Here is an 11322-nt window from a genome sequence, read left to right as displayed (position 1 = left end):
GATTACTTTCATGCTGGGCGCACTAAAAAAGAACTCAGCTTATTCAAACTGAGTTCCTTTTCAATACGTATTAAAATATTACCAAACAAATAAACCGACAAGCATTGCACTTAATAGTGAGACTGCAATACCACTTACAAGAAGTTTCCAAACGTTTTTACCGATAATTGCAGATTTTTTTTCATCTAATAATGAGTTAAATGCACCGTAAATCATTCCAACTGTACTAAAGTTTGCGAATGATGTTAAGAATGTTGCTGCTACTGCAATAGTATGTGGCGCCATTGAATGAACATGTTTTGTTAAATCCATCATGGCAACAAATTCATTAGTAGCTAATTTCATACCCATTAACTCTGCAACATACATGGCATCCTTTGTTGGTAAGCCAAGTAAATATGCAAAAGGACTGAAAATGTAAGAAAAGATTTTTTGGATTGTTAAGCCGTCAGAGACTAAACCTAAAATTCCATTAACTGCAGCTGTTAAAGCTACATAACCAACAAGCATCGCTGCGATAACGATTACCATGTTCATACCAACTAACATACTGTTAGAAATTGTTGAGAAGAAGTCTTTTTTCTCTTCTTTTGAAGGTTTGTATACAATATCGTCTTCTTTTGGAACGTCAACTGGATGAAGCATATTGACAACAAGTAACGCGTTTAAACAGTTTAACGGAATAGCACAGAAAACGTATGCTGCTGGAACCATTGATAAATATGCACCAACAATTGAACCACTAATACAGCTCATACTCATAATACCAAAAGTAAGTAAACGATACTCTTTTAAATTATCCAATTGGTTTCGGATAACAGCTAATGCTTCGGTATTACCTAAGAACATCATTTGAATAGAGTAGAAACTTTCTAATTTTGGTAGACCTGATACTTTAGAGATTAACCAACCAACTTTATCAATAATCCAAGTTAATATACCAAAATAAGATAAAATATCAAAGAAAGTAACGATGAAAATGAGTGGAACTAATGCATTGAAGAAAAAGTCAACATTTTCATTTGCTAAAGCACTTGGCCATACAAATGAAATCCCTTCATTTGCACATTTGATTAACCAAGTAAAGAAGGCTGAAATTTCATTGATAATCCAACCACCAATTGTTGTTTTTAACATAAACCAAGTGATCAAAACTTCAACAACAAGAAGTGTAACAATGGCACGCCATTTAATTTCCTTCTTACGAGGTGAGCAAAGGAATACGACTCCCATAACTACAATAACACCTATAAAGTTTAGTAAAAAATACATTTGAGCAACTCCTGTATTAAGAATGGGCAATAAAAAAGCCCTTACATTTTCCACAGTTAAAAGAATGGAAAGTAAGCGTGTCAGAGTAAAAAAAGTCCGTTTCACTTTCAAACTTTCCTATTATTTAATTTGATAGTTGTTAAAAGCACCTATCATTTAAATAAGATTACATACTGAGAAAATATTTTTTCAATTGATAAGAATATTACACTCGATGGGTTAATTAATCAATATTTTATCATTTAGTCGCAATAATAAAATTTGCTTGAAAATTTATAAAGGTCAGACGACTAACTTTATTTAAAACTTTTGAACTTTTTTGCTAGTTATTATCATTTGTTATGATGATGCATTTTTCTGAAAATACTTTCAAATATTTATTTCATTAAATTTCCACTATAATAAAAATAAAAATGGAAAGAAGTATTGAAATTCATGTTATGACCAATAACTGAATACATAGCAAAAATTAGTTGGGAGATTTAAAATGCGTAATATTATTACAATCATATTTGGTTCTGTTTTAATCGGATTTGCTTATAACTTTTTGCTGATACCGCATAAAATATTGAGCGGTGGTTTGAGTGGGATTGCAATGATGCTTGGAATCATCACACCATTAAATACTGGTTTGTTATACTTCGTGTTAAATTTACCATTACTTATTATTGGATATTTCAAATTAGGTAAACGGTTTATTGGGTACACGATTTTATCCGTCATTGTACTTTCAACCAGTTTGTATATAATCCCTGTTTATGAATTATCAAATGATCCAATTTTAGCTTCTTTATTTGGTGGCGTTATAGCAGGAGTCGGGGTTGGAATCATTTTCCGTGCTTCTGGTTCGTCAGGTGGCTTTGATATTATAGGAATGTTGTTAACGAAAAAGAGAGATTTTCCACTTGGATCAGTTATTTCTGGCATGAATGCTATTGTCATTATCATCTCAGGATTTGTATTTAGTTGGGATGCTGCATTACTAACATTAGTATCTATTTATGCAACGGGTAAGGCGATTGATCTTATTCATACAAATAACTTAAAACTTACTGTCATGATTGTTACTTCTAAAGGCGATGATATGAAGGACAAGCTCTTTTCGAAACTTTATCGAGGAATTACCATTATGAACGGTCAAGGTGCTTATACAGGAGAAGAAAGAAAAATACTAATTACAGTTATTACCCGTTATCAGTTGTCCGAGGTAAAAAACACTATTCGAGAAGTTGATCCACATGCATTTGTTAATATTACAGAAACTAAACAAGTGATTGGTTCGTTTAATAGAGGATAATCAGGAGTTTATCCTTGCTTTGATTTTTTAACTACGATTTACTTTTAATAATTAAAAATGAAAAAGGCTGTCCCATAAGCTAGGCTTTCTACTTATGTGACAGTCTTTTTCTTGTAAAACTCATTCAGGTTGAACTCTTTTATAAGTCCTACGAAAGTCTTCCCTTAAAATCTTCATAATTGAATTGACGAAGGATACGGTAATCTCCACTTTTATCTTTTAACACAAGAGTTGGTAGTGCCATTCCGTTAAACGTATTAGTTTTTACCATCGTATAAATAGCCATATCGCCAAATATTAATCTATCGCCATTTTCTAGAGGCTTATCAAAAGAATAATCACCTATAATATCACCTGTTAAACAAGTTGGACCACCAAGTCGATACGTATATTCTTTCTCACCTTTTTCACCTGAACCAAATAGTGGTGGACGATATGGCATTTCTAGAACATCTGGCATATGGCAACATGCTGAAGTATCTAGAATAGCAATTTCAATCCCATTATTAAGTGTATCAAGGACGCTTGTTACAAGAATGCCTGCATTTAATGCAATTGCTTCCCCAGGTTCAAGATAAACTTCAACATCGTATTTTTTCTGAATCCTCGTAATACAGTCTTCCAACAAAGGAATATCATAATCTACCCTAGTGATATGGTGCCCACCACCAAAGTTAATCCATTCCATCTGACCAAGCCATGGTCCAAACTTTTCTTCAACAGCACTTATTGTTGTTGCTAAATCATCTGAATTTTGCTCACAAAGTGTATGAAAATGAAACCCGGAAATCCCTTCCAGTAAGTCAGGACGGAATTGATTTAATGTGACACCAAACCGTGAACCTAGCGCACACGGATCATAAATTTCATGACCTACTTGTGTAGAACATTCAGGATTTATACGTAAACCAATACTTTTTCCAGCTGCAAGAACCTGGTCACGATACTTTTCTACCTGTGAAAAGGAATTGAAAACAATATGATCACATATTTCAATAATCTCTTCTATTTCATCTTCGCGATAAGCTGGTGAAAAGACATGATTTTCTTTTCCCATCTCTTCATAACCAAGCTTTGCCTCATATAGACCACTTCCTGCAGTACCACTCAAATACTGACCAATCAGCGGATACATTTCATACATTGAAAATGCTTTTTGTGCAAGTAAAATCTTACAACCAGTTCGATCCATGACACTTTTTAAAATTTGTAAATTCTTTTCTAGTAAACTCTCATCTACTACAAAACTTGGTGTTGGGATATCTTCGAACTTCATATTAGTCTACTAACTCCGGCTCAAAACTTTCTTTCCAAGAAAGGCCCCATTTGTTTAGTGCATCCATGAATGGATCTGGATCGAATTCTTCAATATTGTAAACGCCTTTTTTATCCCATGTACCTGTCATTAACATCATGGCACCAATCATAGCCGGGACGCCAGTTGTGTAAGACACCGCTTGTGAGCCAACTTCTTGGTAGCATTCTTCATGATCGCAAACGTTGTATAAATAGTAAGTCTTATCTTCCCCATCTTTTTTACCGCGGAAAATACAGCCAATATTTGTTTTCCCTTTTGTACGTGGTCCAAGTGAAGCAGGATCTGGTAGTACAGCTTTTAAAAATTGAAGTGGGATAATTTGTTTTCCTTCGTATTCAATTGGTTCAATTGAAGTCATCCCCACATTTTCAAGGCATTTTAAATGTGTTAAATAACTTTCACCAAATGTCATGAAAAATCGAATACGTTTAATACCAGGGATATTCAATGCAAGAGATTCAATTTCTTCATGGTGTAACAGATACATATCCTTTTCGCCAACTTCTGGGAAATTATAAACACGTTTAATTTCCATTGGTTCAGTTTCTACCCACTCACCATTTTCCCAGTAGCTTCCTTTTGCAGATACTTCACGGATATTAATCTCAGGGTTGAAGTTTGTCGCAAATGGATAGCCATGATCGCCCGCATTGCAGTCAAGAATATCAATATATTCAATTTCATCAAATTCATGTTTTAAGGCATAGGCGGAGAATACGCTAGTAACACCTGGATCGAATCCGCTACCTAAAAGCGCAGTAATACCGGCCTCTTCAAAGCGCTCGCGGTATGCCCATTGCCAGCTATATTCGAATTTTGCTGTATCTTCAGGTTCATAGTTTGCTGTATCTAAATAGTTTGTTTTCGTTGCAAGACATGCATCCATTATTGTTAAGTCTTGATATGGTAATGCAAGATTCATCACAATATCAGGTTTCACTTCGTTGATCAATGCGATTAGTTCATCTACATTGTCTGCGTCAACTTTTGCCGTAGTAATTTTTGTTTTAGTTTTTCCTTCTAATTTTGCTTTTAAATCATCACATTTTGATTTTGTACGGCTTGCAATACAAACTTCTTCAAAGACCTCTGAATTTTGACAACATTTTTGGATAGCGACTGAAGCTACTCCTCCGCAACCAATTACAAGTGCTTTTCCCATTTTCTTCTCTCCCAGTAAACAATATTTTTAGATTGTTTATAGAATCAAGCTGTATTCAAAATCGAATTAACAGCCAATTCTATAAAAAGTTTCACTGTGAAATCGCCTAAAATGTAAAAGAAAAAAGCAAGTGAAAAACGCCATTAGCGCATCACTTGCTTAGATATATCGATAACAATAAGAAAAGCATACCTAAAAGACACACTTATACTAAATTACATCTTTCTAGTAAATTACTTTCCTATATCAATTTATATCATTTTAGGATCAGAGTCTATATAGCAAACAATTACTTTTACCACTCTTATTGACCGTTTCACAAGTTGATGTGCATTCGCACTGGTTGTAAAGTAACCAACTTATAAAATTTGAGCTTCTAACTCAATCAATAAGGCAACGAAAAAGTTGCCAATCGGCATTTGACCCGGCACACCGTTGCCTTAACTTTCAAAAGAGAAAGTGGTCAAAATCATCTGCTTGGAAAACCCTAATACTTTAATATCTGCTTTCCAAAATCTAACTTCATCATAATATCAACTAATTTCAAATTAATCAATAGAAAATAAAAAACTTTTTGAATATTAATAATACGATTACATTTAGAGTGTTATTGGAAGATACTAAATATATTTCATAAAATCTATCTCTTTTTGAAATTAATTTTAATTAAAAGAAAAAAAGCCGCTCCTCAAGTAATTGGGAGTGGCAAAAAAGTATATCTTTATTTATCAATCTGACTCTACTTGATTGAATAAACGGATATTGAAAATTTTGTGATAAATGACAAAGAATAATACTGGTAAAGCAATTAGCATTAGCATTGAATATTGAATTGGTAAAGATGTATTAATCAGATTGCCTATAATGATGAACAGTAAAGTTGCTAATATAAATTTGAGCATTCCAATAACTTCCTTTTCAGATTATTATTTAAGGATGACTTTTAAAATAGATACAAAACTTTTCTTGCGTACATATATGTGAAATTCTTTGTTAGTAAAGTATTATTCTTTCTGTATTTTACATCATTATGTCTTATTTGTGAACAAATTGTGTAAAATTTATATCTAAATTCTGAACTTTTTTATTTGTTTTTTAATTTGTCATTATTATGTTAGCCTTTTAGTTTACTAATCTGAAAAGTGTTTTACTATATGTTCAAAATTAAATTTCAACAAGCTCATGATATCTTGATGGCTTATCATGTAAATCCCTATTTTTCTTCTTAAATATAGTTTGCTTGTTCTTCTTTCGGTACCATACTCCCTCCAGTTGCCCAAACAATATGAGTAGCATCAGGGTCATGAATATTCTTCTTCAAATTCTGTGGCCCTATGAAACCTGCCGCTGCTGACGGTTCTAAAATAATTTGCTCAGCTTTATAAAGCTTCCGAACATATTTAGATAATTGTTCATCTGAAATTGTCATGATTCCTTCTAGAAGAGGTTCCATCTGTTTACCAACGAAAGATGATGGTCTTCCTACAGCAAGACCGTCTGCAATAGTTCGATTCGTTAATCCTATATCATTAACAGCAATTTGATCATGTAAACCAGTTGCCATTCCTAACAGCATACATGGTGATTCAGTAGGCTCTACAAAGTAGCAATGTACATTTTCTCCAAAGCTTTCCTTTAAACCGTACGTTACACCACCAGGTCCTCCGCCAACTCCACATGGAATATAAACATAAAGTGGATGACTTTGACTAATTTCTACCCCCTGTTCTCGTAGTTGTTGTTTTAGTCTACGCCCCGCTACCGCATAACCGGCAAATAGCTGCTTAGAATTCTCATCATCTATAAAATAATAAGTTGGATCTAAAGATGCCTCTGCTCTCCCCTTGTCAACAGCTAATGAAAAATCCCCACTATGTTCTACTACAGTCACACCCATTTTCCTTAATAACTCTTTTTTCCAATCTTTCGCATCATGTGACATATGAACTCTTACATTAAATCCAAGTATCGCGCTCATAATTCCTATACTTAACCCTAGATTACCTGTTGATCCTACGACAATGGTGTAGTTTCGCAAAAGTGGTCGGATAGCATCTGTTGCAAAAATAGCGTAATTATCCTTTTTACTTACTACCTCATGTTCTAAAGCAATTTTCTCAGCAACAAAGAGAACTTCATGAATGCCACCCCGTGCTTTTATGGAGCCACTTATCGGCAATGCATCGTCTCTCTTTAAGTAAAGTTTTCCTAATATACTTAGTTCCATTTGCATTTCTGGAATCAATTGCAATTCAGACTCTACTCTTCCATTATGTATTTTGGTTTCAGGAAACACTTCTTCAAAATATGGCGCAAATCGATTGAATCTATCTTCCGCATCATCAATTAGAGAAGAGTCTATTTTAATCTCATTTGTCTTTTTAGGGTTGAGCCAAACTATTTGTTTCCTACTTTGTAAACTTTCAATTATATCTTGATAAAGTGTTAAATCCATCTCCATCCCCCACTCTCTATTATTTGAAAATATTTTTACGTAATAAATACACTCTGCTTCAAAAACTACAAAATAATAATAAAAACTGTCGTATATTATATTTTTATTTCTACACGACAGTTCCTATTATCTATTTTCAATATGATTTTGATAATTCCTTTATAGATTAAAATTTTGTAAGAAAACAACTGTTTGGAATTTCTTTTGTATTTTTACTTAGAGATTGTTTCACACTTACATTTCTCAATAGCGATCGTATCTCCATACAATTCCTCAATTCGTTTTTCTCCCCAATCATACATCATCTGCACAATCGGTAAGATACTCTTTCCAACTGCAGTCATAAAATAGGTTACTTTTGGTGGAGTATCTTGCGTAACATGGCGATCAATAATGCCGTCTTCTTGTAGCTCTTTTAATTGTTTTGATAATACCCGGTGAGATATTTTAGGAAATAGTTTTTGGAGTTCATGAAAGCGATGTGGTCCTTCAACACCAAGGTGCTAAATAATTACAACTTTATACTTTCCACTGAAGCACTTGTTCGTCGCTTAACAAAATAATTAAATTATAAGATAAGTAGTTAGTTGAGAATTTATCTCTCCTAACTGCTTTCATTTATCACAACTCATTTTGAATTTTTATGCCATTAAAAATACCTTAAAAGCATCAATGAATTGAGCTTTTAAGGTATTTATAAAGTTACCCCTTTGATTTCGTTAGATCCAAAATGACTTCTTCTAATTTTTCGAATTTTTTTTCAAATCGTAGGAATAGATAAATCGTTATGGCAATCGGAAAACCGAAATTTCCCAAAATACTTACCCATAGCGGAAATTCTGTTGGTGTCATGGTCTCACCTCATTTCTCAAGTTTATTTTTATATAAAGTAGAAAAATAACTACATTTTTTGAATTATCAGTCTTTTTTATTGTAGAAGTTTTTTTGTTTATCGTAAAATTCCCAAAATCCATCTAACTTTTCGACGTCATATTTTTTAATAATAGTTACTAGCTTTAGTTGGAGCTCTTGATCCAAATCAGATCTATATTGAAATCTAGTCTGTTTCAAGGTTTTATTTATCTTTGGTTTGAAAGCATTTAATATCTTTACTACTGCCTTACTGTCATTTTTAGATTTAACAGCCAATTGATATAAAGTTTCTACCATTCATTCTCCCCCTTTATCGATTATTAAAAAATACAATTTTCAGGCGATATATTCAATTCTTTTCTTATTCTTTTTAACGCTTTATTGCGGGACTTTGAAATTGTTTGTTGGGATTTTTTTAAATATTGAGCAGTTTCCGAATCTGTTAATCCTTTAATATAGACAAGGTAAAGAATATTTCTTTGATTAGGTGTTAATCGCTTTACAGCCTTGTATATATTTGAATCAGTTATATAATCTAAAATATTGTCCGATTTCAATTCAAAATCTTCGTGATAGATTGTCATGTCTTTGATAGATATATCTGACTCTTCTTTTACAGGTTGGTCTAAAGTGGTAGGAAATCGATAATTCAAGAGGCGCATTTTTTTATCTAAGTTAATCGCATGATAGTAAATTGTAGAAGAAATATAGGCCGTAAAACGAATATTAAAGTAAAATCCACGAAAGGCTCGGTCTAGTTCTTCCTTATTATGGTAAGTTGGATTGCATATAGACTGCCTCAGTAAGTTATAATTCGACTTGTTTGACAAGAAATCCTTGATAACAGGATTATTTAAAAAATCTTGGTTCTCCTGGATAAAAACATGAAATTTACTGCAATCATTTTTTTTAACCAACTTAATACCCCCTTTTATAAAGTGAACTTCACGCAGTGTAAACCTTATCATCACTGTGTCATAGTTGAACCTATCGGGCGCATGGAGTTGATCTCCACTTATCTTTTTCCATTTTAATTGATCCATGATGTAGTGATTTCGCCCGTTAATGCGGGATTTTTCAAATCTATTGCTTGTACATCCTCTTGAAGATAATTCAAAAACATCAAATTTTTAATATCAAATAAATTTTATATAGCTATAAATAACCTATAAACAAAATTGATTTTTATCTTTATTTTTAATCCTTTTGTATCACATATTTGTTTTTTTATAATCTTTTACTAATTAAAAGAACCATTTACAATAAAAATAACAACCACATTTCAAATAATTGTAACTTCCTTTATTAACATTTTAGTAATTTTTTTCTAAAACATGCAAGAAAAATGAATGTTTTTGTTCTAATTTTGATAAATGCATGTAATTACCTATAAATCTCATTTTTCTCAAAATATAAAAACACAGTAGATTTATCTTTGTCTACTGTGTTTTTCGCATAATACTATTAACCATTTTATTCATTTAGCAATTTAAAAAGCTAACAAGTTATCTCGAATATTCTTTTAAATGCAAAAAAATTATTGAGCATAGTCACCAGTATAATTCACCAATGAACAGGTTTGCACTCCTTGTATATTATCGATTATTTTCATGAATGCCGTATTATCATCAACAATATTAATCTCTAACGTAACTTCTGTAAAACCATTTCGAACCGATTTAGATTTTAATTTAGTATTGAGCTTTTGTAGCAGTACTCTTAGTTCATCAGTGGCTTCTTCTGTATGACGAATTATTAATAGGTATGCTTCATGTTTTATTTTCTTCTTAGATAACCAGGCAATGACAAGACCAAAAACTAGCGAACCAATAATTGATAACGGGTACATTTTAGCACCTGTTGCGATTCCCGCAGAAATAGCCCAGAACATATAAACGATATCTAAAGGATCTTTGACAGCTGTTCTAAAACGTACAATACTCAATGCCCCAACCATCCCTAAAGACAGGATAATATTCGTACTAATTGTCATAATGATTAGCGTAGTAATCATCGTCATTAATACAAAAGAAACATTGTAATTATAACTATAGACAACCCCTCGAAAGTATCTTTTATAAATCCAATAGATAAACATACCAATTCCAAAAGAGCAAGCAAGGCCAAGTATAATATCAATATAGGAAACGGTCCCAAACGATTCAAGATGGAGTACACTTTTTTTGAATAAATCTTTAAAACCTAATGTATCATTCATTTAAATTCTCCCCAAATTCTTAATTAAAATTTTGAATCATTACTTCTCTACATAGTACATATTTTGAAATAGTCGATCTTACATGTCTTTCTGGTTGGACTAATTGCCGAACTACATCAGGCAAAAAGTGATCGAATTTCACTTCTAAAATCACTTGTTCTGGGAGTAAAATTTCTTGTGAAATAATATGTTCATCAAACAAATCAATTGTATTTATCCCCGCATTCAATTGTTTATCAAATGTTATTCGTACATTTCCAAAATCATAGACATATGCTTCTCGAATATAATCTACAATAACAACTGGACGGAAGTTTCTATATTGTAATGCTGCATAAAAATCCGATAACAATAGATTTTCCGCATTCTCCAGAACATAAAAGTCGCCTTTCATAATCGCATCGTACATAGATCTTGTAATCGGTGCCGCTTCTTTGCATATGAAATCTCCACGTTTACTTTTTCTCTCTAGAGTAATTTTTTTGTCGCTACCATTGTAAATACGTATGCGATATTTTTCTCTTTGAAAGTAACCGTTATTTTTATCATAGATTGAATGATCGTGGACACCATCAAAATATAAACTAGTTATTCGATAGCCATCCTTATTCACAGAATTTTTGTCAAGTGCCAAATATTTAGAAACTTTTTCTTGAAGAGCTATATACTCGATTGCATTAAGATAATATTTTAGCTCGTGTCTAAATGATTTTTTTGGGTTGTTCAT

11 protein-coding genes and 1 pseudogene are annotated in these 11322 nt (G+C 32.4%); 1 reads left to right on the top strand and 11 read right to left on the bottom strand.

What is annotated here, in order from left to right; translation table 11 throughout:
• Positions 1–78: 78 nt before the first annotated feature.
• Entirely contained in the window at positions 79–1272 is a 1194-nt protein-coding gene (locus tag CW357_RS09630; RefSeq protein WP_124217914.1) for a NupC/NupG family nucleoside CNT transporter, read from the bottom strand.
• 487 nt (positions 1273–1759) lie between these two features.
• Here CW357_RS09630 and CW357_RS09625 point away from each other — a divergent pair, with 487 nt between their 5' ends.
• The gene (locus CW357_RS09625) at positions 1760–2569 is read left to right on the top strand and encodes a YitT family protein (protein WP_124217913.1); all 810 of its coding nucleotides are present in this window, start codon (positions 1760–1762) and stop codon (positions 2567–2569) included.
• Positions 2570–2717: 148 nt separating this feature from the next.
• Here CW357_RS09625 and nspC read toward each other — a convergent pair whose 3' ends face one another.
• The 10 genes and pseudogenes from nspC to CW357_RS09580 form a co-directional block, all read right to left on the bottom strand.
• Positions 2718–3845, bottom strand: coding sequence for a carboxynorspermidine decarboxylase (gene nspC, locus CW357_RS09620; RefSeq protein WP_124217912.1), 1128 nt, complete (start codon positions 3843–3845; stop codon positions 2718–2720).
• A gap of 1 nt (position 3846) precedes the next feature.
• The gene (locus tag CW357_RS09615; protein ID WP_124217911.1) at positions 3847–5049 is read right to left on the bottom strand and encodes a saccharopine dehydrogenase family protein; all 1203 of its coding nucleotides are present in this window, start codon (positions 5047–5049) and stop codon (positions 3847–3849) included.
• 728 nt (positions 5050–5777) lie between these two features.
• Entirely contained in the window at positions 5778–5951 is a 174-nt protein-coding gene (locus tag CW357_RS18245; protein ID WP_158582334.1) for a hypothetical protein, read from the bottom strand.
• Between the two features lie 323 nt (positions 5952–6274).
• Positions 6275–7504 carry a D-serine ammonia-lyase gene (locus CW357_RS09610; RefSeq protein ID WP_369973769.1) on the bottom strand — a complete coding sequence of 410 codons (1230 nt, stop codon included), beginning with the start codon at positions 7502–7504 and terminating at the stop codon, positions 6275–6277.
• Positions 7505–7716: 212 nt separating this feature from the next.
• A pseudogene (locus CW357_RS09605) lies at positions 7717–8052 on the bottom strand (winged helix-turn-helix transcriptional regulator); the annotation flags it as partial.
• A gap of 154 nt (positions 8053–8206) precedes the next feature.
• Entirely contained in the window at positions 8207–8356 is a 150-nt protein-coding gene (locus CW357_RS09600) for a YvrJ family protein (protein WP_119417298.1), read from the bottom strand.
• A gap of 66 nt (positions 8357–8422) precedes the next feature.
• Positions 8423–8674, bottom strand: coding sequence for a helix-turn-helix domain-containing protein (locus CW357_RS09595; RefSeq protein ID WP_119417297.1), 252 nt, complete (start codon positions 8672–8674; stop codon positions 8423–8425).
• A gap of 23 nt (positions 8675–8697) precedes the next feature.
• Entirely contained in the window at positions 8698–9294 is a 597-nt protein-coding gene (locus CW357_RS09590) for a sigma-70 family RNA polymerase sigma factor (protein WP_158582427.1), read from the bottom strand.
• Between the two features lie 620 nt (positions 9295–9914).
• Positions 9915–10595, bottom strand: a complete 681-nt coding sequence (locus CW357_RS09585) for a DUF4956 domain-containing protein (protein WP_124217910.1) — start codon at positions 10593–10595, stop codon at positions 9915–9917.
• A 19-nt stretch (positions 10596–10614) separates the two neighbouring features.
• Complete coding sequence (locus CW357_RS09580) at positions 10615–11322, bottom strand: polyphosphate polymerase domain-containing protein (protein WP_124217909.1); 708 nt, start codon at positions 11320–11322, stop codon at positions 10615–10617.

It is taken from the genome of Rummeliibacillus sp. TYF005 (assembly GCF_003844195.1).
Lineage (GTDB): Bacteria > Bacillota > Bacilli > Bacillales_A > Planococcaceae > Rummeliibacillus.
The sequence above is the reverse complement of the archived record's forward strand: the minus strand, read 5'-3'. Positions and strand labels throughout refer to the sequence as shown.